This window comes from Mycetohabitans endofungorum (genome assembly GCF_002927045.1).
Taxonomy (GTDB): domain Bacteria; phylum Pseudomonadota; class Gammaproteobacteria; order Burkholderiales; family Burkholderiaceae; genus Mycetohabitans; species Mycetohabitans endofungorum.
This window is the reverse complement of the sequence record NZ_PRDW01000004.1, coordinates 72,692-98,380: the sequence shown is the minus strand read 5'-3', so window position 1 is coordinate 98,380 and position 25,689 is coordinate 72,692. Positions and strand designations below refer to the sequence as shown.

The following is a 25,689-nucleotide window of genomic DNA, read 5'->3' as shown; positions in this document are numbered from 1 at the left end:
CGGAGCACCCGGCCGGTGGTTGGCCAGTAGCCGGGCCGCAGCCCGCCGCCTAGCGGCGACTCTCCAATTCGACCTTCCACCAGCATGGCAGCAACGCACGCACGTCGCGCCGCATAAAGCGATCATCCAGCAGGTGCACGACACCACGGTCCGTCTCGCTGCGGATCACGCGGCCTGCGGCCTGCACCACTTTCTGCACCCCCGGGAACAAGTACGTATAGTCGAATCCGGCACTGAACAGCCGCTGCATCCGCTCGCGCAACTGTTCGTTCACCGCATTGATCTGCGGCATCCCAAGCGTGGCGATAAACGTGCCGACCAGCCGTGTGCCGGGCAGGTCGATGCCCTCGGCAAATGCACCGCCGAGCACGGCGAATCCGATGCCGCGGCCGTGCGGCTCGAAGTGGGCGATGAAGGCACGCTGTGCCGGCTCGTCCATCGCCCGGGCCTGCCGCCACACCGGAATCGACGGATGCGTAGCGCTGAACAGCGCAGCCGCCTGTTCCAGGTATTCAAAGCTACTGAAAAAGCACAGATAGTTGCCGGGCAGCGCCGCATACTGCGAGGCAATCCGCTCAACCAGCGCACCAAGCGACGCCTGGCGGTCCCGATAGCGGGTCGAGATCGACGGCGTCACGTACACGGCGAGTTGCGCCGCGCTGAACGGACTGGCGACGTCGACATTGACGGTATCGTCCGGTAGTCCGAGCAGATCGCGGTAGAAGCGCGCAGGCCACAGTGTCGCAGAAAAAAGCGTCATCGAATGGACTGCCGCGACACGCGCTCGCAATGCCGCCGCCGGCACGACATTGCGGATGCACAACGTCGAGCGCCACGTGGCGCGCGCCGCGGCTCCCTCCAGCGTGGCCAGTGTGACGTCGAACATCCAGTGCTCGTCGAAACGCTCGGCGATGCGCATGAAGTGGATCGCATCGAGATAGAAGCGCTCCAGACGCACGTCCGGCACAAGTTGTGGTTCAGCTAGATGCTCGCCGATCGCACCAACGGCGCGCTGCAGCGCGCATAGCCATGCATCGGGCAGTACGTCAGAGGCGCGGTACGGTTCGGCCTGCGCGCGATTCAGCGTGTTCCAGCACCGCTGCAAGCGACGCAATGCGGTACCCAGCGTGCCGCGCGCGCCACGAGCAAGATAGGCCAGTTCCCCCTGCTCAAGCGTGGCCGAGTACATCGCCCGCGCCCGTTCGGGTAAATTGTGCGCCTCGTCCACCAGCACAGCGACCCGCCACTGGTTTTGCACGGTCAACGCAAACAGGGGGGCACCGGTGTCGAAATAGTAGTTGTAATCGCCGACGATCACATCAGCCCAGCGCACCAATTCCTGGCCCAGGTAGTACGGACACACGCGATGGGTCAAGCCCACCTCGCGCAGCGCGCCGCGATCGAGCCAATACCTTGCCAACGCCGCCTCGCGTGCAGCCGGCAACCGATCGTAAAACCCTTGCGCGAGCGTACATGCCTGCCCGGTACACGCATTGCCCGGATACTCGCACGCCTTGTCGCGCGCGACCAGCTCAACCACGCGCAGCGGCAGCGCGGGGACAGACCTTGGCGCACGCGCGCCGATGCCTGTGCGCCCGGCCATCCCGGATCCGGCCCGCGCGGATTCCGTTGCTGATTCTGCTGATTCTGCTGACTCCGTTGATTCTGTTGACCGTCGCGGTCCCACTGCGCCACGCGTCAAGGACTGCAGCGAATCCAATGCCAGCTGCCGTCCAGGACTTTTCGCGCTCAAAAAAAACACTTTGTCGATCGATGCGCGCGGACAGGCCTTGAGCAGTGGAAACAGCGTACCGAGCGTCTTGCCGATGCCCGTCGGTGCTTGCGCGAGCAGCACGCGGGCGCCGAGCGCCGCACGGTAGACCGCCTCGGCAAGCTCGCGCTGGCCAACACGGAACGCTGGGAAAGGCAACTGCAGACCGTGCAGCATCGCATCGCGCGCGGCGCGGTGCGCCCGTTCCTGGGCTGCCCAGTCGATAAAGCGCGTACATTGCTGTTCGAACGCCGCTTTCAACGCAGCGGCACTCGCCGTCTTGGTCAGCACTGTTTCATGCCCGGTCGTGATGTCGTAGTACACGAGTGCGAGTTCGATCGACGGCACTCGCGCCTGCTGACAGAACAGCCAGCCGTACACCCGCAGCTGCGCCCAATGCAGCGCGCGATGATTGTCCGGCATCGCATCCAGTTCGCCTCGATACGTCTTGATTTCCTCGAGCCGACCCCGTTGCGGATCGTAGCCGTCCGCGCGACCACGCACCGTCAGCTCCCGGTATTCGCCCGTGACGCTGATTTCCGTTTGGTAGTCCGCGTGGCGGCGGCTGGCAACGATGCGATGGCCGGTCTTACCCTCCTCGGCGCTGGAAGACGGCGTGAACCGCAGATCCAGGTCGCCTTGCTTTGCCGTAAACTCGCACAATGCGCGCACGGCAACCACGTAGCGCATCACACTGTCCATTGCGCCGGCGCGCTGACGCCGTCCGGGATCGCATGGCCAACGGCGGCGGGCGGCGCCGGCATACTGCCCCCGTGGTCGAGCCATCGCACGTGCGCGACGCTGACCGGCAGCCCCTTTTCGTGTGCGTAGGCGAGCCAGCGCAACTGGTTGTCCTGCAACCGGTCGCCAGGCCCTTTCACCTCGATCAGTTCGTACGAACACACAGCCGGCACGAATCGAACCAGATCCGGAAATCCGGAGCGGTTCCGCGAGACGTCCCGCAGCAACCGCACGAACCACAGCTTCAGGTGGGCAGCCGGCATACAGTCCAGCGCAAGCGTCAACAACGCAGGGTCAAACACGCTCCAGGCCACGAACGGCGATTGAATCCCAGCCTTCGCGGCAAAATTATCCTCGATCGTGCGTCGATAACGACCATCGTCGAGCTGTTGCAGGCAGGCATCGAACAGCGCCTGACGACGCGCAACGAACGTCGGCGCATCCAGGTCCGCTGGCCCGCGCTGGAACGGATGAAAGAATGCGCCGGGTATCGGCGCGAATACCGCCTGCCAGCACAACAGGCCAAACAAGGTGTTAATCAATGCGTTTTCGACATAGAACACTGGCGCCTCCGGGCGATGCAGGTGAGCGCGCAATACGTGTTCGACCCGCATCGGCACGGCGGGCATGGGCAAGAGCCAGTCGCTGCGCGAGATCGGCGTTGCCAATGTATGTGCCGATGTCTGTGCTGGTGCTGGTGCCGATAAATCAAACTGTGGTGAAGGTACGCGATTCCGGCCGAATGGACGCTCGCCACATGCCGATTGCATCGGCAACGGCGACTGCTGTCGCGCGGCAAGCATCACGCGCTGTAGCCGCGCAAGGGTACGCGCGGCGCGCTGTGCCTCACCCTCGCTGACCGGCATCTGTACGACTTGCGCAGCAAGCGCCAATGCGTCGTCGCAGCGACCGAGCGCCTCGAGCACGCGCATTCGCCGATAGCGGGCTTCCGGATAGGTGCTCGCCTCGTACGCATGCAGCGCGCGCGGCCAATCGCGCTGCCGTTCGCAGTGCTGGCCGATCCGGAACAACACTTTGGCACGACGCATGCCGAGCCAAAGATTACCAGTCGGACATGCGCACGCCTGCGCCAGCAATGCGTCCAGCGTCGCGTCATCGGGCGCCGCGTCCAGCGCCTGGCGGCACGCATGCAACGAGAAATAGGCATCGACATCTTCGCGCCGTTGGAATGCGCGAGACGATCCGTCCAAGCGCACGGCTTCGTAGCGGAAAATACCCAGGTCGGCCAACACAAACTCCGACCAGTCCTGCCACAGGTTCCCAAAGAACATCAATCGAAGCCGGTCGCACAGGGGCCCCAGCAGGAAGCGGACGACCCTCCCTGGTCCGTTCGGGCACCAGACTGAATACGCATGCTGTACACCGGGATGCGCGGCGCGCAGCGCGTCAAGCAGCGCCGCCTTCGTGCCGCGCACTGCCTTTGCCGCCACGAAGCGGTGTTCGAGTTGGACCTTGGTCGCCACAGTGAACAGTTCGTCAACCGACATCGGCGGATCGAGTTCGACCCAACCTCGCGCGATCAATGGCCCGCATGCGGCGAGCGGCTCGCCGATCTCGGCATACCGCAGCTTGTCCGTGCGAAACAACGGTCCTTTGCGCATCAACATCCGGACCAGCAGCGCGCGCGACGCGTGGGGCAACAGCTCGAACGCGTCGATGAAGGCCCGTTCTTGCCCGTCAAGCAGGTCATCGCATCGATCGCTCAACCACGCGATAGCGTGACGGAAGTTTGCGACATAGTAGAACGGGTCCACGCCGCCGGCGGGAATCGCGTCCATCGTCTAATCCTGTATAGATATACAGTACGAGATGATACCAGCGTCGGCCGCGTTGGATCACCCGCCATCACAGCAGTTTCCAGTAGCCGCCGACGATTACCTCGACGGCGAGGTAGCGGCCGACAGCGCGCGGCAATAGTAGTATTGAGCCGCGCGATCAACACGGACTCGGGCTGGACGGCCTAAAACCTGGGTTGGGCGCAGGCGCCGAACAACAGCGCCAGCACCCCCGTTGCGACTTCGCGCATCAGCGCCCCATCAGTGCACGACCCGTTCGAACACGAACGTGCCATCCTCGAAGTCGACCGGGATCAGGTCCTTCGGGCCAAACCGGCCACCGAGGATCAGCTTGGCGATCGGGTTCTCAATCTCCTGCTGGATCGCGCGCTTGAGCGGCCGCGCACCGAACAACGGATCGTAGCCAACCTTGCCGATGTGCTCGAGTGCCGCATCCGACACGTCCAGTTGCATGTCCATCTTCGCCAGTCGCTCGGTGAGCCGTTGCAACTGGATCTTCGCGATCGAGCGAATATGGCTGCGATCCAGGCCGTGGAAAACGACGACCTCGTCGATCCGATTCAGGAACTCGGGCCGGAAATGTTGCTTGACCTCTTCCCAGACCGCATCGCGCACCGCCGCGTGAGGCTCACCAACCATCGATTGGATCTGCTGCGAGCCGAGATTCGACGTCATCACAATCACGGTGTTCTTAAAATCCACCGTGCGGCCCTGGCCATCGGTCATGCGGCCGTCATCGAGCACCTGCAGCAGCACGTTGAACACGTCCGGGTGTGCCTTTTCGATCTCATCGAGCAGGATCACACTGTACGGCTTGCGCCGCACGGCCTCGGTCAAGTAGCCGCCTTCCTCGTAGCCGACATAGCCGGGCGGCGCGCCGATCAGCCGCGCGACGCTGTGCTTTTCCATGAACTCGCTCATGTCGATGCGGATCAAGTGGTCCTCGGCATCGAACAGGAAAGCCGCCAACGCCTTGCACAGCTCGGTCTTGCCAACCCCCGTCGGGCCAAGGAACAGGAACGAGCCATACGGCCGGTTTGGGTCGGCCAAGCCTGCCCGCGAACGGCGGATCGCGTCGGCCACCGCACTGATCGCCTCGTCCTGGCCGACCACGCGTTCATGCAGCTTCGCCTCGATCTGCAGCAGCTTCTCGCGCTCGCCTTGCATCATCCGCGCGACCGGGATGCCAGTGGCGCGTGATACGACCTCGGCAATCTCCTCGGCGCCCACCTGCGTGCGCAGCAACCGCGGCTTGTCGCTCTTGGACGTACCGGCTTCGGCCTGGGTAACTGCCTTCAGTTGCGCCTCCAACTGCGGCAACGTGCCATACTGCAACTCGGCGACCTTATCCAGCTTACCCTCGCGCTGCAGCCGCACGATTTCCGCACGGGTCTTGTCGATCTCTTCCTTCAAGTGTGCACCACCCTGCACGGCGGATTTCTCCGCCGTCCAAATCTCCTCGAGATCTGCGTATTCGCGCTCGAGCCGCGCGATCTCGTCCTCGATCAACCCGAGCCGCTTTTGCGATGCCTCGTCCGTTTCCTTCTTCACCGCCTCGCGCTCGATCTTCAACTGGATCAACCGACGGTCGAGCCGGTCCATCGCCTCGGGCTTCGAGTCGATCTCCATCTTGATCTTGGACGCCGCCTCGTCGATCAAGTCGATCGCCTTGTCCGGCAGAAAACGGTCGGTGATATAGCGGTGCGACAGCTCGGCGGCCGCGACAATGGCCGGATCCGTGATCTCGACCTTGTGATGCAGCTCGTACTTTTCCTGCAACCCACGCAGGATCGCAATGGTCGCCTCGACCGACGGCTCATCGACCAGCACCTTTTGGAAGCGCCGCTCAAGCGCCGCGTCTTTTTCGATGTATCGGCGGTATTCATCCAGCGTCGTCGCGCCAATGCAATGCAACTCGCCGCGCGCGAGCGCCGGCTTGAGCATGTTGCCCGCGTCGATCGCGCCTTCCGCCTTGCCTGCGCCAACCATCGTGTGAATTTCGTCGATGAACACGATCGTGCGCCCCTCGTCCTTCGCAATGTCGCTGAGCACCGCCTTGAGCCGCTCCTCGAATTCGCCGCGATACTTGGCGCCGGCCAGCAGCGCGGCCATGTCCAGCGCCAGCACCCGCTTGTCTTTCAGTGTCTCGGGCACCTCGCCATTGACAATGCGCTGCGCGAGACCTTCGACGATCGCGGTCTTGCCCACCCCCGGCTCGCCGATCAACACCGGGTTGTTCTTCGTGCGGCGCTGCAGGATCTGGACCGCGCGGCGGATCTCGTCATCGCGGCCGATCACCGGATCCAGCTTGCCGGCGCTCGCGCGCTCGGTCAGGTCCACTGTGTATTTCTTTAGCGCCTCACGCTGGCTCTCGGCATCCTGACTGTTAACCTGCGCGTTGCCGCGCACCGCCGCGACAGCGGCCTCCAGCGCCTTGCGGGTCAGGCCATGCTCGCGCGCGAGCCGGCCGGCATCGCCCTTGTCATCGGCAAGCGCGAGCAGAAACATCTCGCTGGCGATATACGCGTCGCTGTACTTCTGCGCTTCCTTGTCCGCCTGGTTCAACAAGCCGCTCAACTCGCGGCTCACTTGCACATTGCCGTCGGTGCCATGTACCTGCGGCAACCGTTCCAACGCCGCGCCGAGCGCGGCCTGCAGCGCCTGCACATGCACACCGGCGCGCGACAACAGCGAGCGGGCCGCGCCATCGGGCTGCGCGAGCAGCGCCGTGAGCACGTGCAGCGGCTCAATATACTGGTTGTCTCGCCCAACGGCGAGGCTTTGTGCGTCCGCAAGCGCTTCCTGGAACTTCGTGGTTAGTTTGTCGATCCTCATGGAGACCTCCAATGCTTGATTGCCCCATATCTTGAGGTCCGGATGGGGCTTTTCAAGCGCCCGGGGCGGGCGTGACCAAGCCCAGCGCGTGCGCGAGCGGCGCGCTCGGCTGGCTCAATGGCGCATGCATAGCGGTCGTTGGCCCCCAGACAGGCGACCAGCGCAAAATCGTTCTCAGTGGCGCGCACAATCTGTGCCGACCGTTAGCGTCCGGGCGTGCGGCGCCAGCCGCAAGCCACCGTTGCGCCCGCGCACCGTGTCGACCCAGCCTCGCTCGCCGAGCAGTTGCACGATCTTCATCAAATGGTTCTTCGACACCTGGTACGCATCGGATATCTGCTGAATCGTGGACAATCCGTCGTCGTGCACCGACAGGTACAGGATCACGCGAAACGCATAGTCGGTAAAATCGGTCAATCGCAAACGAGTATCCCGGCTTATGCTCTATGGTGCAAAATAAGGGCTGGCGCAGCAACATGCTGCCGCGCCCCGTACCGCCTCCGGTATCTTACTGCCACAGGCACGGGTTTGCGCGCCAGGCCATACCGTGCCGGGCCATGTCGTGTTGGGCCACGTCGTGCCGGCCGCGTTGCGTCGCTGATCCGCTGCGCTGCCGCAATGCGATCCGATCCCTCTGCTGACAACACGACATCATGGTCAATCCCGAATCCAACGCCGCAGTGAGCCACCTTGCCATCTTGGACGAAGCAGGCATCCATTCACTAGTCCACCGCTTCTATGCACGCGTGCGGGCGGACGACACGCTGGGACCGATCTTCGCGCAGGCGATCGGCGACGCATGGGACCCGCACCTGGCAAAAATGTGCGACTTTTGGGCCAGCATCGCGCTGGGCGCCAAGCGCTACAAGGGCAATGTGCAGCTGGCCCACCTGCCACTAAAGGGTATCGAGCCAGAGCACTTCAGCCGCTGGCTGTACCTGTTCCTGGACACGGTCGAGCACCTGTTCGAGCCCGCCGCGGCGCTCAAGTTGATGGAGCCGGCGCTGCGCATCGCGGAAAGCCTGCAGCTGGGCCGCTTCGGCTGGCAATATCAGGTGCCGCCGGAGCAGAAGGCGCTGCTCGAGCGAATCGCGCCGCGCCGCGGCGAGCGTGGCGCCGCTCACTGATCGTCGGCAAGCGGACCCTTCGCCGCGTTGTGCGACGCAATGCTCCAGCGCGCGAGCGCCGCGTCGTCGGCGGCGCGCGCCTCGACCCAGCGCTCGCGTTGCCCGGTACACTCCTTTTTCCAAAAAGGCGCGTTAGCCTTTAGGTAGTCCATCACGAACTCGCAGGCGGCAAACGCGTCACCGCGATGCGCAGCCGCGACCGCGACCAGCACGATCTGCTCACCCGCGTCGAGCCGCCCGTGCCGGTGCACCACACGCACGTCGATGCCTGCCCAGCGGCGCTCGGCTTCGGCAACAATGGCCTCCAGCGCCCGTTCGGTCATGCCCGGATAATGCTCTAACTCCAACGCGCTGATTGGCTCACCGTCGCTCAACTCGCGCACGGTACCCACGAAGCTGACCACCGCGCCGATGCGTGGATGGCCCGCACGCAGCCGGGCAAGCTCCGTCGTCACGTCGAAATCGTGCGCCTGCACGCTGACTGTCATCTCATCCTCCGCGTTACTCCGCCCGGCCGCTGCCGTATCACCCGCCGGTGACGGGTGGAAAAAATGCCACCTCGCAGCCGTCAGTCAGTCGCGTCGACGGATCAGTCATGACGTGGTCGCACGCCATGCGCAACGGGCGCGTACCCGCCAGTGCGCCTGCCCACGCGCCGCCGCGCGAACATAGCCACGCGCGCACGTCGCCGACCGTGTTAACGCTGTCCGGTACGTCAACCGTTTCCGCGTCCGTGCCGACCGCCTCGCGCACACTTGCAAAAAACCTCAGTTCGATCTTCATTGCCATTGACCGTTGAAAATCCTATTTCCGCCGCGCGACCCCTCACCGTCGTTCTGCCACGCCGTCACGCCAGCAACGTCGAGAATGGCAGGAAACGCACCATCTCGCCCGCCTGGATCGCGTGCCCGGGCGGATTGTCGATCAATCCGTCCCCCCACACCGTGGATGTCAGCACCGCCGAACTTTGGTTCGGGAACAGGTCGAGACCTCCAGCGTCGTTGATTCGTGCGCGCAGGAATTCATTGCGGCAATCCGCCTTCTTTTGCGTAAAATCGGCGCGCATGCGCAGTACACGAGGCTCGACGCATCCCGTGCCGGCCAAGCGTAGGATGAACGGGCGCACGAACAACAGGAACGTCACGAAGCTGGACACCGGATTGCCAGGCAAGCCGATAAAGAACGCTGCGTCGTGTGGCGCGCTGACGCACAGCGCCCCCGCGGCCGCCGGTCGGTGCACCGTGCCGAACGCAAGCGGCTTGCCCGGCTTCATCGCGATCTGCCACAGGTGCAGCGAACCTTCAGCTTGAACCGCGGCCCGCACGTGATCCTCGTCGCCCACCGATACGCCGCCGGAAGTGAGGATCAGGTCATGCGCGAGCGCCGCCTCGCGCAGCGCATCGCGCGTCGCATCAAGCCGGTCCGGCACGATGCCGAGGTCCGTCACGTCACAGCCGAGTGCGGCCAGCAGCCCACCGAGCGTGAACCGGCTCGAATTGTAGATTGCGCCTTTACGCAATGGCTCGCCAGGCATCGTCAACTCGTCGCCGGTGAAGGCTATCGCGACCCTCGGCCGGCGCGCGACCGGCAACGTCGCATAGCCGACCGACGCGGCCAGGCCTAACGCCTGTGGCGTTAGCCGCATGCCGGCGGGCAAAATCACCGCATCCTTGCAGATATCCGAACCACGCCGGTTGATCCAGTCGCCCATTGGCGGCGCTGCATCAAACGCGACCGTCTCGCCGTGCGCCTGCGCCTGCTCCTGCATCACGACCGTGTCAGCGCCCGCGGGTAGTTGCGCACCGGTGAAAACGCGCGCCGCGGTGCCGGCCTCGAGCGCGCCACCGGGCGCATGCCCGGCTGGCACGCGTTGCGACACGCACATCGGCCGGCCGGCCACAACGTCGACGGCCCGCACCGCGTAGCCGTCCATCGCGCTGATGTCGGCCGGCGGCACATCGAGCGCCGAGTGAATGTCAGTGGCTAACACGCGGTTCAGCGCGTCCTGCGTCGGTACGGTCTCGATTGCGTCGGGCTGCGCGCATAATGGAAATGCCGCGGCCAGCAATTGCGCAAGTGCGTCCTGTGTGGCCAGCAGTGGCGGGCGGGCGGCGCCCGTAGCCGTAGCCGTGGCGGCGCAGGCCGTTTGACTAGCGCCCACCACCGGCGCGGTATCGTTCGGGATCGACATCGGAGTCGGGCCGGATGTTGACGGATAAAAGCGTATTGTAGCCCCGGCACCGCACCGGTACGCCGCCTAGCCGTCGATCTGCGCGCGAATGAAGTCCTTCACGCGCGCGGCATCGGCCGGCAACACGGTGAAACGCTGCGGCAACGCCTCCAGTCCGTCAAAGGCCGGCGGACGCGGAGGATCCCGATCCAGCGCCTCGCGGATCGTATCGCCGAACTTGATCGGTTGCGCGGTCTCGAGCACGATCATTGGCACCCCCGGCTCCAGGTATTCGCGCGCCACCTTCACGCCGTCCGCCGTATGCGTGTCGATCATCGCCTGGTAGCGACGGTGGACGTCGCGGATCGTCGCGATTCGATCCGCGTGCGTGCTGCGACCGGACACGAAACCGAACTCGCGCACGCGGGCAAAATCACCCGACGCGGCCAAGTCAAACCCGCCCTTGGCCTCGACGTCGCGGAACAACTGCAACACGCGTGCCGAATCGCGGCCCAGCAAGTCAAAGACGAAGCGCTCGAAATTCGACGCCTTCGAGATGTCCATGCTGGGACTGGTCGTATGGTGGGTTTCAGCCGCGGCGCGCACGCGATAATTACCGGTGCGAAAGAACTCGTCAAGCACGTCGTTCTCGTTGGTGGCAACCACCAGCTTGTCGATCGGCAAGCCCATCATCCGCGCGATGTGGCCGGCGCACACATTGCCGAAATTGCCCGACGGGACTGTAAACGACACGCGCTGGTCGTTGCCGCGCGTCGCCTCGAAATAGCCTCGAAAATAGTAGACAACCTGTGCGACAACTCGGGCCCAGTTGATCGAGTTGACCGTGCCGATTTGATAGCGGGCCTTGAACGCGTGGTCGTTTGAGACGGCCTTGACAATGTCCTGGCAATCGTCGAACACTCCTTCGACCGCGATATTAACGATGTTCGGGTCCTGCAGGCTGAACATCTGCGCGGTCTGGAACGCGCTCATCTTGCGATGCGGCGACAACATGAACACGCGCACGCCCCGCTTACCGCGCATCGCGTATTCGGCGGCGCTGCCGGTGTCGCCAGACGTCGCGCCAAGGATGTTCAATTGCTGGCCATGGCGCGCCAACGCGTACTCGAACAGGTTGCCGAGCAACTGCATCGCCATGTCCTTGAACGCGAGCGTCGGGCCGTTGGACAGCTCGAGCAGCGCCAGCGGCGCGCCACCCTCGAAGCCCAGCGTCTTGAGCGGCGTGATGCGCTGCGCATCGCTGCCGTCGCGCACGTTTGCGTACACGTCGGCACGATAGGTGCGCCGCGTCAGTGCCAGCAAGTCGTCAGCCGGCATGTCGTCACAGAATTTCGCCAGGATCTCGAATGCCAAGTCCGCATAGGACAGCGTACGCCAGCGGGACAACTCGGCGTCGGACACATGCGGATACTGCGCCGGCAAATACAGGCCGCCATCCTTTGCAAGACCGCCGAGTAGGATGTCGGAAAACGAATGGCGCTCGCCGAGCCCGGCGCCGCGCGTGGAAATGTAGTTCATCCGGAAATGCTCCTGGCGCTCCGGCTACCGGCCGAAGCGATTGGCGTTGGCGTCAGTTCAACGCTTCCATGCGCAGCCGGGTCACGCCCGAGCGCACCGTGGACAACGCTTCGATACGAGAAATCGCCGTATTGATGTTCTTCTCCAGCGTCTCGTGCGTGATCAGGATGATATCGGTCTCGCCCGCCTGGCTTGCGTCGACGACCTCCGACTCCTTTTGCAGCAGCGCATCGATCGAGATGCCTAGGGCCGCGAGGATGCGCGTGATGTCAGCAAGCACGCCGGTTTGGTCCGCGACACGCAGCCGCAAGTAGTAGCTGCTGGTGACCTCGTCGATTGGCAGGATCGGTGTGGTCGCCAACCGGTCCGGTTGGAATGCCAAGTGCGGCACGCGATTGTTGGGGTCCGCCGTGTGCAGCCGCGTGACGTCAACCAGGTCGGCAACCACGGCCGACGCCGTCGGCTCGGCACCCGCCCCCTTGCCATAGTACAGCGTTGCGCCCACCGCATCGCCGTAGACCAGGACCGCGTTCATCGCGCCCTGCACGTTCGCGATCAGCCGCTTGGCCGGAATCAGCGTCGGATGCACGCGCAACTCGATGCCTTGCGTGGTGCGCCGCGCAATGCCGAGCAGCTTGATCCGGTAGCCAAGTTCCTCCGCGTAGCGAATATCCAGCGCGTCCAGCCGGGTGATTCCCTCGACATAGGCACGCTCGAACTGCACCGGCACGCCGAATGCGATCGCCGCCATGATCGTGGCCTTGTGTGCGGCGTCAATCCCCTCGACGTCGAATGTCGGGTCGGCCTCCGCGTAGCCGAGCCGCTGCGCGTCGGCCAGCGCGGTCGCGAAATCCAGGCCGCGCTCGCGCATCTCAGACAGGATGAAGTTTGTGGTGCCGTTGATGATGCCAGCGATATACTGGATGCGGTTTGCCGTCAGACCCTCGCGCAACGCCTTGATGATCGGGATACCGCCGGCTACCGCGGCTTCGAACGCGACCATCACGCCCTTGACGCGCGCTGCCTCGAAGATTTCGGTTCCATGCACCGCGAGCAACGCCTTGTTGGCCGTCACCACATGCTTGCCGTTGTGGATCGCACGCAGCACGAGTTCGCGGGCGATGTCAGTGCCGCCAATCATTTCCGCAATGATGTCCAGCGACGGATCGTCGACCACCGCGGCAAAGTCCGACGTCAGCGCCACCGTGCCGAGCGCATCGCCCAGCACCTGCTGCGCCTTGGCCGGATTGCGCACCGCGACGCGCGTGATTTCGATTCCGCGGCCGGCCCGACGGCTGATTTCTTCCTGGTTGCGGCGCAACACGTTGAACGTGCCGCTGCCGACCGTGCCAAAGCCCAACAATCCTACTTTGATCGGTTCCATCATCCCGCGTGTGTCATGGGTCATTGAAAGGGGGGAGCAACGCGCGCGACGCGCTTCACGCGCTCGTACGCTTGCGGTAGCTGTCGAGAAACCGTGCGACACGACTCAGCGCATCGCTCAGGTCATCGACGTTGGGTAGGAATACGACCCGGAAGTGGTCGGGAGCGGGCCAGTTGAATCCGGTGCCCTGCACCAGCAGCACCCGCTCCTGCTGCAACAACTCCAGAATCAGTTGCTGGTCGTCACGCACCGGATAGACAGCCGGATCCAGCCTGGGAAACATGTATAAGGCCGCCTTCGGCCTGACGACCGACACGCCTGGAATCGCGCTGAGCATATCGTAGGCAAGCTCGCGCTGCTTGTACAGGCGCCCGCCCGGCTGGATCAGCTCGTTGATGCTCTGGTAGCCGCCCAGCGCGGTCTGGATCGCATATTGGCCCGGCACGTTCGCGCACAGCCGCATCGATGCGAGGATGCCGAGCCCTTCCAGATAGTCGGTCGCATGCCGCTTGTCGCCGGACACCACCATCCAGCCGGCCCGGTAGCCGCAAGACCGGTAGCTCTTGGACAAGCTGTTGAACGTGACGGTGAGCACGTCCTGCGATAGCGCGCCGACCGACGTGTGCACACCGCCGTCGTAGACGATCTTGTCGTAGACTTCGTCGGAGAACACGATCAGCTGGTGCTGGCGTGCAAGCTCGAGCATCGCCCGCAAGAGGTCGTCCGGGTACAGCGCACCGGTCGGGTTGTTCGGGTTGATGATCACCAGGGCACGCGTATTCGGCGAGATCTTCGCGCGCATATCGTCCAGATCCGGCAGCCAGCCGTTGTACTCGTCGCACCGGTAGTGAACCGGCGTGCCGCCCGACAGACTGACCGCCGCGGTCCACAACGGGTAGTCCGGCGCTGGCAACAGCACCTCGTCGCCATCATTCAGCAAGCCTTGCATCGCCATCACGATCAACTCGGACGCGCCATTGCCAATGAAGACATCTTCGAGCTTGACACCGGCGATGCCCTTCTGCTGCGTGTAGTGCATGATGGATTTACGCGCTGCGAACACACCCTTCGAATCCGAATAGCCGGACGACTCCGGCAGGTTGCGGATCATGTCAGTGATAATCTCGTCAGGCGCGCCAAAGCCGAACGCAGCAAGATTGCCGATGTTCAGCTTAATGATCCGGTGCCCCTCTTCCTCGAGGCGCTTGGCCTCCTCGAGCACGGGCCCGCGTATGTCGTAACAGACATTTGACAACTTATTTGATTTCAGGATGGGCTTCACGGCCAACGCTTCGGTAAGGGGAATTGGTGCTCACGCTGGAACTTGGCCAGCGCCGGATGGCAGCCGGGGCGCCGGGCCGCACATCGCCCGCTGGCGCGGCGCCGCTCGCGCGATCTAGCGAGCTTAACGGACAACAAAGGGTATAATTTAGCGGATTCTGGCGTAGTTCCGCAATGCATCAAACGATCGCGGGCGGCTCGCCCGTGGCGGCCACACGTGCCGCACGCGGAACTCGCTGGGCCCGCGCGAGTCGTTTTCATTGTCCCATAACTCGCGCCAACCGTCTCGCCTGCCGCATGCGGCGGGCGCACATGGAACGTTGCATTGAAATTACACCAGGATTCCGCCGACGCCCTGAATACCGTGACCGGTTACGGCGCTGACTATGTCGACGTCAATCTGCAACGCTACGAGCACAGCATTCTGGTCTTCCCGCAGGCGCCGGTCGCGCCGTGGCCGGTGTCCTCGTTCGATGCGCTCACGCCCGAGCATTTTGACGCGCTGGTTGAGTCCGCCGGCGAATCCGGTGTCGAGGTCGTGATCTTCGGGACCGGCGCACGGCTGCGCTTCGCGCACCCGCGGCTGACCGTGGCGCTGTCGCGCCAGCGCATCGGTATCGAGGCGATGGATTTCCAGGCCGCGTGCCGCACCTATAACATCCTGATGGCCGAGGGCCGCAAGGTCGCGCTCGCGCTGCTGATCGAAAAACCATGAGCGCGAGCCACCATGCGGCGGCCCGTTAACTGCACCACGGCCCATGACGGGCGGGCCCATGCGCGCGTCCACTACGACTACACACTCTCTAAAAAACGGATAGCTGATGCAAGACTTGCTCGACCCGATGCGGCCGACGGCACCATCGACCGTCCCGCCCAGCGCCTCCAGCAACACGCCGTCGCGCGCGTTGCCGCTATCGCCAGCGGCGCTGCTGCCGCTCATGCTGCTGTTCTCGCTCGTATGGTTCCTGCAATTGAACTGGCGCCACCTGATCCCGAGCGACGAGGGACGCTACGCGGAAATGGCGCGCGAGATGCTCGTCACCGGCGACTGGATCACCCCGCGCTACAACGGGTACAAGTATTTCGAGAAGCCACCGCTGCAGACCTGGTTCAACGCCATCACGTTCGCCTGGTTCGGCCTGGGCGAGTGGCAGGCGCGGCTCTACACGGCGCTGTGCGGTTTTGCCGGCATCCTGCTGGTGGGCTACACCGGCGCGCGCGTGTTCAATCCGGCTGCCGGGCTGATGGCGGCACTGGTGCTGGCCGCGTCGCCGTACTGGAACCTGATGGGCCACTTCAACGTGCTGGACACGGGCCTGGCGTTTTGGATGGCACTGACGCTGTGCTCGCTACTGCTGGCCCAACGCGCGCACCTGCCGGCCCGCACGCGACGTGGCTGGATGTGGCTGTGCTGGGCGTCGATGGCGCTGGCGGTCCTGTCCAAAGGCCTGGTTGGGCTGATCCTGCCGGGCGCGGCGCTGGTGATCTACACCGTGGTGGCGCGTGACTGGGCGGTGTGGAAACGGCTCTACCTGATCAGCGGCGCGCTGGTCTTTGCCGGGATCGTACTGCCATGGTTCGTGCTCGTACAACGCAACAATCCAGAGTTCTTCCATTATTTTTTCATCGTTCAGCAGTTCGAGCGCTACCTAACACCCGCGCAAAACCGGCCCGGGCCATTCTATTATTTCGCCGGCGTGCTGCTCGTGGGCTTCCTGCCTTGGGTCTCGATCGCCGCACAGAGCGTGCGCCAGAGTTGGCGGATGCCGCGCCAGCAGAACGGCTTCGCGCCAGTCACACTACTGCTGGTGTGGTCCGCGTTCATCTTCCTGTTCTTTAGCGCGTCGCATTCGAAGCTGATCTCGTACACGCTGCCTGTGGCACCGGCGCTGGCCCTGGTGATCGGCCTATACCTGCCGGGGGTCACGCGCGCGCAATGGCAGCGGCACCTGCTCGGCTATGCGGCGTTCCTGGCCATAGCGGCCGTGGTGGCGTACTTCGCGCTGATCGGATATGGCGACGCGAAGACGCCGAACGCGCTGTATCGCGAATTCATCGTCTGGGTTGAGATCGCCATCGGCGTCGGCCTCGTGTTGACGCTGCTCGCCAGCTGGCTCGTGCGGCGGCGCGCGCTGCCGCCCGGCACCGCACCGCATGCCGCACCGACGACAGCGAGCATCGTTGTATTCGGCATCGGCTGGTTCCTGCTCGGCGCCATCGGCGGCAATGGCCACGAGGTGTTCGGACGACAAAGCAGCGGCGCCCTGCTCGCACCGGCGGTCCGGGCAGAGCTGGCGAAGCTGCCGGCCGAAACGCCGTTCTACTCGGTAGACATGCTCGACCATACGCTGCCGTTCTATGTCCGCCACACGACCATCATGGTCCAGCACGCGGATGAGCTATGGTTCGGCGCAACGATCGAGCCGAGCAAGTGGATTCCGACGATTGACCAGTGGCGCGCCCGGTGGCATGAGCCCGGGCCAGCACTGGCGTTGTTGCCGCCATCGCTGTACGGGCAACTGGCCGCCGCCGGCGTGCCGATGCAGGTGATTGCGCACGACACGCGGCGCGTCGTCGTCGCCAAACCTCAACCGTAAGCCGAGCCTAAAGATGAATCCGATTTCCCTTGCGTGCATTCTTTCCGGCGTGCTGCTCAACACGTGCGCGCAATTGCTGCTCAAGGCCGGGGTGAATGCAGTCGGCCATTTTGAATTCTCAGTGGCGAACATCGTGCCGGTCAGCGCGCGGCTAGCCACGCAGTGGCCGATCATCGGCGGGTTGGCATGCTATGTCGTCAGCGTCGTCGTCTGGATCCTCGGGCTGTCGCGCGTGGACGTGTCGATCGCCTACCCGATGTTGTCGCTCGGCTACGCGGTCAATGCGGTAGCGGCCTGGTACCTGTTCGGCGAGGCCATGTCGGCACAGCGCCTCGTCGGCATCGGTATCATTCTGCTCGGCGTGGTCGTGCTAGCGCGCAGTTGAGCCCACCCAGCTTCCTGAGAGAAACAGATCAGACACACCATGAGCGAAACCTCCTTGCCCTTTTTGCCGTTCGTGCGGCCGCACGTCGATGAGGAGACGATTGCCGGCGTCGTCGACGTGCTGCGCAGCGGCTGGATCACGACCGGCCCGCAAAACGCCCGTTTCGAAGCAGCGCTATCCGAGTACTGCGGCCGGCCGGTGCGAACATTCAATTCGGGTACCTGCACGATGGAAATCGCACTGCGCATCGCCGGCATCGGGCCCGGCGACGAAGTGATCACCACGCCGTTGTCATGGGTATCCACCAGCAACGTGATCTGCGAGGTGGGCGCGACCCCGGTGTTCGCCGACATCGACCCGATCACCCGAAACCTGGACCTGGACAAGCTCGAGGCCGCCATCACGCCGCGCGCGCGCGCGATCATCCCAGTGTATTTGGCCGGGATACCGATGGACCTGGAGCGGCTCCATGCGATCGCGCGCACGCACCGGTTGCGCGTGGTCGAAGACGCAGCACAGGCGCTCGGCTCGAGCTGGAACGGCCGGCGCGTCGGCACGTGCGGCGACTTCGTGTCATTCAGCTTCCATGCGAACAAGAACATCACATCGATCGAGGGTGGTGCGCTGGTGATGAACCACGATGACGAAGCACGGCTCGCCGAAAAGTATCGGCTGCAGGGCATCACGCGCACCGGCTTTGACGGAATGGAATGCGACGTGCTCGGCGGCAAGTACAATTTGACTGATGTCGCTGCGCGTGTCGGGTTGGGCTCGCTGGCCCGCCTGGACGAAATCACCGCGCAGCGCCGCGCGCTGGCGCGCGCCTATTTCGAGCATTTCGCCGGCGGCGCGGCCGTGGCCGCTGGCGTCGAGTTGCCGCCCGCAGACTTCACGAACTCGAATTGGCACATGTTTCAGATCGTGCTGCCATTGGAACGGCTTACGATCGAGCGCGCCGATTTCATGGCGCAGATGAAGGAGCGCGGTATCGGCACCGGTGTGCACTATCCGCCGATCCACCTGTTTAAGCTGTACCGGGAACGGGGCTTCGGCCCAGGCATGTTCCCACAAGCGGAGCGCGTTGGGCGGGCGATTGTCACGCTGCCGCTGTTTCCGCAAATGACAATAGCTGACGTGTCGCGCGTCGTGCAAGCCGTCAATGAGATTATTCACCGTTACCAACAATGAATAAGCCTGAACTGTCCGTCGTGATCCCCGTCTACAACGAGGAGGCGGGTCTGGCCGCACTGTTTGCGCGGCTCTATCCGGCGCTGGACGCGCTGGACTTGACCTACGAAGTGATTTTCATCAACGACGGCAGTCGTGATCGCTCGGCCGCGATGCTGGCCGAGCAGTACCACATACGCCCAGACACCACCCGTGTCGTGCTGCTCAACGGTAATTATGGGCAACACATGGCCATCCTCGCCGGGTTCGAGCAGACGCGCGGCGACATCGTGATCACACTCGATGCGGACTTGCAGAATCCACCAGAGGAAATCGGCAAGCTGGTGGCCAAGATGCGCGAGGGCCACGACTACGTCGGCACGGTCCGGCTGCAGCGGCGCGACAGCCTGTTCCGCCGCAAGGCGTCGGCCGCGATGAACCGGTTGCGCGAGCGCATCACGCGGATCCGGATGGCCGACCAGGGTTGCATGCTGCGCGCGTACAGCCGCCGCATCATCGACACGATCAACCTGTGCGGCGAGATCAACACGTTCATCCCGGCGCTCGCCTACACGTTCGCGCAAAACCCGGTCGAGATCGAGGTATTGCACGAGGAGCGTTTCGCCGGCGAATCGAAGTACTCGCTGTACAGCCTGATCCGGTTGAACTTCGACCTGGTCACCGGCTTCTCGGTGGTGCCACTGCAATGGCTGTCGTTCGTCGGCGTGATCCTGTCTAGCGGCTCCGCGGCGCTATTCTTGCTGCTACTGGTACGGCGCTTCATCATTGGCGCGGAAGTTCAGGGCGTGTTCACGCTGTTCGCGATTACGTTCTTCCTGCTCGGCGTGATCATTTTCGCGCTCGGCCTGCTTGGTGAATACATCGGCCGGATCTACCAGCAAGTGCGCGCGCGGCCACGCTATTTGGTGGAGGCGGTGCTGCAGCAGCGCGACAGCGATGCACCGATGCATGCGGCCAGCACCGGCCGTGCACCAGCGCCCCCGGCGCAGCACATCGCGCGCGGCGAGCATGCGGACGGCACGATAGAGCGCAATGCGGACGGCACGGTGGAGCGCAGCCGATGAACGCGCGCGCCGTCGTCTTCGCGTATCACAATGTCGGCGCGCGCTGCCTGCGCGTGCTGCTCGCGCGCGGCGTGGACGTCGCGCTCGTCGTCACACACCAAGACAATCCGCAAGAGCGCATTTGGTTTGAAAGCGTGGCGGCGGTCGCGGCCGACTACGGATTGCCGGCGATCACGCCCGCCGATCCGCACGCGCCGGAGCTGGCCGAGGCCGTGCGCGCGGCGCAGCCGGATTTCCTGTTTTCGTTCTACTACCGACACATGCTGCCGGCCGACCTGCTCACGCTGGCGCCGCGTGGCGCATTCAACCTGCACGGCTCGCTGCTACCGAAGTACCGTGGCCGCGTGCCGACCAACTGGGCCGTGCTCAACGGTGAGACCGAAACGGGCGCCACGCTGCACGAGATGACGGCCAAGCCGGACGCCGGGGCGATCGTCGCGCAGACGCCAGTGCCGATCCTGCCGGACGATACCGCGAGTCAGGTGTTCGATAAAGTGACAGTGGCCGCCGAGCAGACGCTGTGGCGGGTGCTGCCAGCCCTGCTGGCCGGCGAAGCACCACGACTGCCGAACGATCTGGCCGCGGGCAGCTATTTCGGTGGGCGCAGGCCCGAGGATGGCCGCATCGACTGGAGCCGGCCCGCACAGCAGGTCTATAACCTGGTGCGCGCGGTCGCGCCGCCGTATCCGGGCGCGTTCACCGACGTCGGCGGCGAACGCTTCATCGTCGCTGCGGCCCGACTCGCGCATCACAACGCGGCCAACACCACGACATTGCCGCCGGGCTTGCAGGTTTGCGATAATGCGCTATTTGGCGTGTGCGGCGATGGCCGCGCGCTGGCGATCCGCGAACTGCGCCATGTCGGCCGCAACGCCTCCGGTCCTACGCACGACGAGCGCGTAATCGACGCGGCAACGTTCCTGCGCCTTACTCAATCCTCATCGCATTCATGAAAAAAGTCCTGATTCTCGGCATCAACGGCTTCATCGGCCATCACCTGTCCAAGCGCATCCTCGAAACCACCGATTGGGAAGTCTATGGGATGGACATGCAGAAGGATCGTCTGGGCGGTCTGACGCAGCATCCGCGAATGCACTTCTTTGAAGGCGACATCACGATCAACAAGGAATGGGTCGAGTATCACATCCGCAAGTGTGACGTGATTCTGCCGTTGGTCGCGATCGCCACGCCAGCCACCTATGTAAAGCAGCCGCTGCGCGTGTTCGAGCTTGATTTTGAGGCCAACATGCCAATTGTGCGCTCGGCGGTCAAATACGGCAAACACCTGGTCTTTCCGTCCACTTCCGAGGTGTACGGCATGTGCACCGATGGCGAGTTCGACCCGGAAGCCTCGCCGTTGATCTACGGCCCGATCAACAAGCCGCGCTGGATCTACGCATGCTCGAAGCAGTTGATGGACCGCGTGATTTGGGGCTACGGCATGGAGGGCCTGAATTTCACGCTGTTTCGCCCGTTCAACTGGATCGGCCCGGGACTGGACACGATCCACACGCCGAAGGAGGGATCATCGCGCGTGGTCACGCAGTTCCTCGGCCATATCGTGCGGGGCGAGAACATCAGCCTGGTCGACGGCGGCGCGCAAAAACGCGCGTTCACCGACATCGACGACGGCATCTCAGCGCTGGTGCGGATCATCGAGAATCCGGCCGGCATCGCAACCGGCAAGATCTACAACATCGGCAATCCGCACAACAATTTCTCGGTGCGCGAACTGGCCAACAAGATGCTGGCACTGGCGGCAGATTACCCCGAGTATGCGCAGTCTGCACAACAGGTGAAGCTGGTGGAAACCTCGTCGAGCGCCTATTACGGCACCGGCTACCAGGACGTGCAGAACCGCGTGCCGAAGATCGACAATACGAAACAGGATCTGGCTTGGGCGCCGACGCTGTCGATGGACGACGCGCTGCGCAAGATCTTCAAGGCATACCGCTCGCAGGTCGCCGAAGCCCGCGCGCTGGTCGACTGACGGCGCGGGTGGCGGCAATGGCCCGCATCGTACTGAAGATCGACGTCGACACACTGCGCGGCACCCGTGAAGGCGTGCCGAACCTCGTGCGGATGCTCCGGCACGCCGGCGCTGGCGCGACGTTCCTGTTTAGCCTAGGCCCCGACCACACCGGTTGGGCATTGCGCCGGGTATTCCGGCCGGGGTTCCTGCGTAAGGTGTCGCGCACGTCGGTGCTCGAGCACTACGGCATTAAGACGCTTGCCTACGGCGTGTTGCTGCCCGGCCCGGACATCGGCGCGCGCGCGGCGGCGCAGATGCGCGCCACACGCGATGCCGGCTTCGAGGTGGGCATTCATACATGGGACCACGTGTATTGGCAAGACAACGTGCGCACGCGTGAGCGCGCATGGACGATCGCACAAATGGCGAAAAGCCACGCGCGCTTTGTCGAGGTATTCGGTGAGGCGCCGCGTACCCATGGCGCGGCAGGCTGGCAGATGAACGACCATGCATTTCATCAGCTCGACGCGTGGGGCATCCGGTATGCGTCCGACGGGCGCGGCCACGGCCCGTACCGGCCGACGGTCAACGGCATGCCGCTTGCTCATGTGCAGCTGCCAACCACCCTGCCGACATTGGACGAAGTGCTCGGGCTGGACGAGTTGAGCGTGGACAACGTCGCCGATTATCTGTTGTCGCTGACGCGGCACAACGGCGTTGACCACGTCTTCACGCTACACGCGGAACTGGAAGGACAGAAGCTTGCCCCCGTGCTCGAACGCCTGCTGGCGGGCTGGCGCGCGCAGGGGCATGCACTGGTGTCGATGGCCGACTATTACGCGACGCTAGACCTGGACTCACTGCCATCGTACCCTGTCGCGTGGGGCGAGGTGCCGGGCCGCGCCGGCGAATTGATCATTCAACCCGACTGAAACAATGGCGCGAGCGTCGGCCCACATTGGCCCTGCTTCGCTACCGCTGGTCATAACAACAGGAGAAATCCGTGCCGAGCATTGCGATCGACCACACCGTTCCCGATTTCACCGCTTCAGCGACGGGTGGCGAATTCACGCTGTCCGCGCTCAAGGGCAACAAGGTCGTTCTCTATTTCTATCCGAAGGACAACACACCGGGCTGCACCACCGAGAGCCTGGCGTTCCGTGACGCGTACCCGGCCTTTAAGCAGGCGGGTGCCGAAATCGTCGGCATCTCGCGCGACAGCGTACGCTCGCATGAGAACTTCCAGCGCAAGCTCGAATTGCCTTTCGTGCTGGTGTCCGATGCCGACGAGACTGTGTGCCAGCTATTCGATGTCGTCAAAATGAAAAAGATGTACGGTAAGCAAGTACGCGGCATCGAGCGCTCGACTTTCCTGCTCGATGCGCAGAGTGTACTGCGCCGCGAGTGGCGCGGCGTAAAGGTGCCCAACCATGTCGATGAGGTGCTAGCCGCCGTGCAAGCGCTGTGACGCAGTGGATGCAGCGCAACATGTGCCCTTTGACGTGAGCATTTAACGCAGGTTATAGTGGGCCGCAATGAAGGCTAACTACCTACCTTACCGCCGTGCTCCCCGTCCAAGGGGGTACGGCTTTTTTCTTTGGAGCCGCACCGACCTAGGCGAACCGGCACTCATTACATATGACTGACACTGGCGCACGCCATTCGGGGCGCCGCTGCGTCGGCGCTCTGGATGGCGTGCATCGTTGAACCGATTCCGTCAGAGGAAACCATGCCTTTGCCTACCGCGCCGAGCAAACTCGGAAACCTGCTTTCACCCGACGAATACAAGGCCAAGGTGAAGACGGCCAAGGGCGCGCGCAAGCGCTCACCCGCCACCGGGCACGACCATGACGACGCTTACGCAAGCCGGGACGACGGTGTCGCGTTCGGCGCCGCCGTGAGCGAGCCACTGCCGACGTTGACATCGCTCGAAGCGGACAATGCGGCCTTGCGCGCAGCGTTGCCGGACGAGGAAGTGGTACGCGAGACGCCCACCGCGCGCAAGCGCAAGTCGAAGCAGATTGCGGCGCTGCTTCAGCCGTCACGCCCCGCCCCCGACACGATTCCGGCCGAGGTAGCTCGCGACGCGGCCGCGCCAGCGCCCGTCGCGTTGCGCGAGACACCCGCACCGGAACGCGTCACACCGCCCGCACTTTCCGCCGCGCCGAGCACACGCGGCACGCGGCGACGGGCCAGTACGCGCGCCGCCGACACGACGCGCAAGCTTTTCGTACTCGACACGAACGTGCTGATGCACGATCCGAGTTGCGTGTTCCGCTTCGAGGAACACGATGTCTACCTGCCGATGATCACGCTCGAAGAACTCGACAACCATAAGAAAGGGATGTCGGAGGTCGCGCGCAATGCCCGACAGGTCAGCCGCACGCTGGACGCGCTGGTGGCCGACGCCGGTGGCGCGATGATCACCGGCATCGCGCTGTCGCGGCTGGGCAACCGGGAAGCGGCTGGGCGCCTGTTCTTCCAGACCGAACTCACCAATATTGAACCGGTGGTCGGGCTCCCGCAAGGCAAAGCGGATAACCAAATTCTGGGCGTCGTGCGGGCGCTGCAGGCGCAGATGCCGGAGCGGCAAGTCGTGCTGGTGTCCAAGGACATCAACATGCGCATTAAGGCGCATGCGCTCGGCTTGCCGGCCGAGGACTATTTCAATGACCAGGTCCTCGAAGACAAGGACCTGCTCTACTCGGGCGTGCGTGCGCTGCCGCAGGATTTCTGGACACGGCACGGCAAGGGTATGGAAAGCTGGCAGGACACCAAGACCGGCACCACGTACTACCGAGTCACCGGACCGCTGTGTGCGTCGCTGCTGATCAACGAGTTCGTCTATCTCGAGCCCCATAACGGCGAGCCGGCATTCCACGCGGTGGTGCGCGAAATCAACGGCAAGACCGCGTTGCTGCAGACGCTGCGCGACTACGGGCACCACAAGAACAACGTATGGGGCATCACGGCGCGCAACCGCGAGCAGAACTTCGCACTGAACCTGCTGATGAACCCGGAGGTCGATTTCGTCACGCTGCTCGGCCAGGCCGGTACCGGTAAAACATTGATGGCATTGGCCGCGGGCCTAGCGCAGGTGCTCGATGAGAAGCGCTACAACGAGATCATCGTCACGCGCGCGACTGTGCCAGTAGGCGAGGACATCGGGTTTCTGCCCGGCACCGAGGAGGAAAAGATGCAGCCATGGATGGGCGCGTTCGACGACAACCTCGAAGTGTTGCAAAAAACCGACGACACGGCCGGTGAATGGGGGCGCGCCGCCACACAGGAACTGATCCGTTCACGGCTCAAGGTCAAGAGCATGAACTTCATGCGCGGACGCACCTTCGTCGATAAGTATGTGATTATCGACGAAGCGCAGAACCTGACGCCGAAACAAATGAAGACGTTGGTCACGCGGGCCGGCCCCGGTACGAAGATGATTTGCCTGGGCAACATCGCGCAAATCGACACGCCGTACTTGACAGAAGGCAGTTCGGGACTGACCTACGTGGTGGACCGCTTCAAGGGGTGGACCCACGGCGGCCACGTCACGCTGGCGCGTGGCGAACGCTCGCGCCTGGCAGATTACGCTTCGGACGTGCTGTAGTGCTGTAGAGACAGCACGGCGATTCCCACCGCCAGCCGACGTCAGCTTCCGGCGCCGGATCTAGTGATCCGGCGCTTTTTTGGGGGATGCCACGCCGGCCGCCGATACGAAACGCGTACCATCCAGGCGACGTGATTCCCCCGCAAACTTAAAGTTCTTTCTTAAGTGTATTGGCCAGGCCCGGTGCGGCGGCTATGATTCGGTCATT

At 63.8% G+C, this 25,689-nt stretch carries 20 protein-coding genes and 1 pseudogene; 11 read left to right on the top strand and 10 right to left on the bottom strand.

Annotated features, from left to right (window positions below):
- Window positions 1-49 precede the first annotated feature (49 nt).
- The 4 genes and pseudogenes from B0O95_RS05255 to B0O95_RS16405 form a co-directional block, all read right to left on the bottom strand.
- A complete protein-coding gene (locus B0O95_RS05255; RefSeq protein ID WP_233203131.1) occupies window positions 50-2,461 on the bottom strand; it encodes an ATP-dependent DNA helicase in 2,412 nt (803 codons plus the stop codon).
- Window positions 2,461-4,311, bottom strand: a complete 1,851-nt coding sequence (locus tag B0O95_RS05250; RefSeq protein WP_104076956.1) for a VRR-NUC domain-containing protein — start codon at window positions 4,309-4,311, stop codon at window positions 2,461-2,463. The genes B0O95_RS05255 and B0O95_RS05250 overlap by 1 nt, the downstream gene beginning before the upstream one ends.
- A gap of 258 nt (window positions 4,312-4,569) precedes the next feature.
- The gene (clpB, locus tag B0O95_RS05245; protein ID WP_104076955.1) at window positions 4,570-7,164 is read right to left on the bottom strand and encodes an ATP-dependent chaperone ClpB; all 2,595 of its coding nucleotides are present in this window, start codon (window positions 7,162-7,164) and stop codon (window positions 4,570-4,572) included.
- Between the two features lie 110 nt (window positions 7,165-7,274).
- Window positions 7,275-7,587 (bottom strand): annotated as a pseudogene (locus B0O95_RS16405) (RrF2 family transcriptional regulator); the annotation flags it as partial.
- A gap of 230 nt (window positions 7,588-7,817) precedes the next feature.
- Here B0O95_RS16405 and B0O95_RS05235 point away from each other — a divergent pair.
- Window positions 7,818-8,291, top strand: a complete 474-nt coding sequence (locus B0O95_RS05235) for a group III truncated hemoglobin (RefSeq protein ID WP_104076954.1) — start codon at window positions 7,818-7,820, stop codon at window positions 8,289-8,291.
- Here B0O95_RS05235 and B0O95_RS05230 read toward each other — a convergent pair.
- From B0O95_RS05230 to B0O95_RS05205, 6 genes are all read right to left on the bottom strand, one after another.
- A complete protein-coding gene (locus tag B0O95_RS05230; RefSeq protein WP_104076953.1) occupies window positions 8,285-8,779 on the bottom strand; it encodes a molybdenum cofactor biosynthesis protein MoaE in 495 nt (164 codons plus the stop codon). The genes B0O95_RS05235 and B0O95_RS05230 overlap by 7 nt on opposite strands.
- Window positions 8,780-8,816: 37 nt before the next feature.
- The gene (gene moaD / locus B0O95_RS05225) at window positions 8,817-9,074 is read right to left on the bottom strand and encodes a molybdopterin converting factor subunit 1 (protein WP_104076952.1); all 258 of its coding nucleotides are present in this window, start codon (window positions 9,072-9,074) and stop codon (window positions 8,817-8,819) included.
- Between the two features lie 64 nt (window positions 9,075-9,138).
- Window positions 9,139-10,389, bottom strand: coding sequence for a molybdopterin molybdotransferase MoeA (locus B0O95_RS05220; protein ID WP_104077096.1), 1,251 nt, complete (start codon window positions 10,387-10,389; stop codon window positions 9,139-9,141).
- Window positions 10,390-10,548: 159 nt separating this feature from the next.
- On the bottom strand, window positions 10,549-12,000 hold the full coding sequence (gene thrC, locus B0O95_RS05215; protein ID WP_104076951.1) for a threonine synthase: 1,452 nt from the start codon (window positions 11,998-12,000) through the stop codon (window positions 10,549-10,551).
- Window positions 12,001-12,052: 52 nt separating this feature from the next.
- Window positions 12,053-13,384, bottom strand: a complete 1,332-nt coding sequence (locus tag B0O95_RS05210; protein WP_104077095.1) for a homoserine dehydrogenase — start codon at window positions 13,382-13,384, stop codon at window positions 12,053-12,055.
- A gap of 55 nt (window positions 13,385-13,439) precedes the next feature.
- Complete coding sequence (locus tag B0O95_RS05205) at window positions 13,440-14,672, bottom strand: pyridoxal phosphate-dependent aminotransferase (protein WP_104076950.1); 1,233 nt, start codon at window positions 14,670-14,672, stop codon at window positions 13,440-13,442.
- A gap of 318 nt (window positions 14,673-14,990) precedes the next feature.
- On the opposite strand from B0O95_RS05205, the gene B0O95_RS05200 reads away from it, so the two are divergent.
- From B0O95_RS05200 to B0O95_RS05155, 10 genes are all read left to right on the top strand, one after another.
- Window positions 14,991-15,380, top strand: coding sequence for an Mth938-like domain-containing protein (locus B0O95_RS05200; protein WP_104076949.1), 390 nt, complete (start codon window positions 14,991-14,993; stop codon window positions 15,378-15,380).
- Window positions 15,381-15,486: 106 nt separating this feature from the next.
- Window positions 15,487-17,262 (top strand): glycosyltransferase family 39 protein, encoded by a 1,776-nt coding sequence (locus B0O95_RS05195; protein ID WP_104076948.1) that lies wholly within the window; start codon window positions 15,487-15,489, stop codon window positions 17,260-17,262.
- Between the two features lie 13 nt (window positions 17,263-17,275).
- Window positions 17,276-17,647 carry an SMR family transporter gene (locus B0O95_RS05190; protein ID WP_104076947.1) on the top strand — a complete coding sequence of 124 codons (372 nt, stop codon included), beginning with the start codon at window positions 17,276-17,278 and terminating at the stop codon, window positions 17,645-17,647.
- A gap of 39 nt (window positions 17,648-17,686) precedes the next feature.
- The gene (locus tag B0O95_RS05185; RefSeq protein ID WP_104076946.1) at window positions 17,687-18,835 is read left to right on the top strand and encodes a DegT/DnrJ/EryC1/StrS family aminotransferase; all 1,149 of its coding nucleotides are present in this window, start codon (window positions 17,687-17,689) and stop codon (window positions 18,833-18,835) included.
- Window positions 18,832-19,899, top strand: a complete 1,068-nt coding sequence (locus B0O95_RS05180) for a glycosyltransferase (protein WP_104076945.1) — start codon at window positions 18,832-18,834, stop codon at window positions 19,897-19,899. The genes B0O95_RS05185 and B0O95_RS05180 overlap by 4 nt, the downstream gene beginning before the upstream one ends.
- On the top strand, window positions 19,896-20,852 hold the full coding sequence (locus B0O95_RS05175; protein WP_104076944.1) for a formyltransferase: 957 nt from the start codon (window positions 19,896-19,898) through the stop codon (window positions 20,850-20,852). The genes B0O95_RS05180 and B0O95_RS05175 overlap by 4 nt, the downstream gene beginning before the upstream one ends.
- Window positions 20,849-21,889, top strand: a complete 1,041-nt coding sequence (locus tag B0O95_RS05170) for a bifunctional UDP-4-keto-pentose/UDP-xylose synthase (RefSeq protein ID WP_104076943.1) — start codon at window positions 20,849-20,851, stop codon at window positions 21,887-21,889. The genes B0O95_RS05175 and B0O95_RS05170 overlap by 4 nt, the downstream gene beginning before the upstream one ends.
- 17 nt (window positions 21,890-21,906) lie before the next feature.
- Window positions 21,907-22,803, top strand: a complete 897-nt coding sequence (locus B0O95_RS05165) for a polysaccharide deacetylase family protein (protein ID WP_104076942.1) — start codon at window positions 21,907-21,909, stop codon at window positions 22,801-22,803.
- Window positions 22,804-22,874: 71 nt separating this feature from the next.
- Complete coding sequence (locus tag B0O95_RS05160) at window positions 22,875-23,339, top strand: peroxiredoxin (RefSeq protein WP_104076941.1); 465 nt, start codon at window positions 22,875-22,877, stop codon at window positions 23,337-23,339.
- Between the two features lie 261 nt (window positions 23,340-23,600).
- A complete protein-coding gene (locus tag B0O95_RS05155) occupies window positions 23,601-25,481 on the top strand; it encodes a PhoH family protein (protein WP_104076940.1) in 1,881 nt (626 codons plus the stop codon).
- Window positions 25,482-25,689 lie beyond the last annotated feature (208 nt).